Below are 264 nucleotides of genomic sequence, written 5' to 3'. Positions count from 1 at the left end.
CCTGGCGTGGGAATTGCAGTTGTGAGTATGAGTTTAAGCTTCCTGACAATGTATTTATCGAAAGCGCCGATGATGCAACAATTTGGATTAACTTTAGCGATAGGTGTTATATTCTGTTACGTTGTTGAACTATTATTGATGTTCTCAACATTCTACTTATTAGATCGCAAAAAAGAAGTACCTACATTAAAAGGTGATGTAGATAAAAACACAATGTTATCACGTTTCTTAAATCAATACGCGAATCTAGCTATGAAACTCGCA

The 264-nt window shown here is 35.2% G+C and carries 1 protein-coding gene; it reads left to right on the top strand.

The window, feature by feature from the left end; translation table 11 throughout:
• The coding region (locus tag SB822_RS57995) for a hypothetical protein (RefSeq protein WP_410859226.1) at positions 1-264 on the top strand (264 nt) is incomplete at both ends.

Source organism: Paraburkholderia sp. SIMBA_054, assembly GCF_046534875.1.
Classification (GTDB): domain Bacteria; phylum Pseudomonadota; class Gammaproteobacteria; order Burkholderiales; family Burkholderiaceae; genus Paraburkholderia; species Paraburkholderia hospita.
Note: the sequence above shows the minus strand (reverse complement) of the source record. Positions and strands in the feature narration are given on the sequence as shown.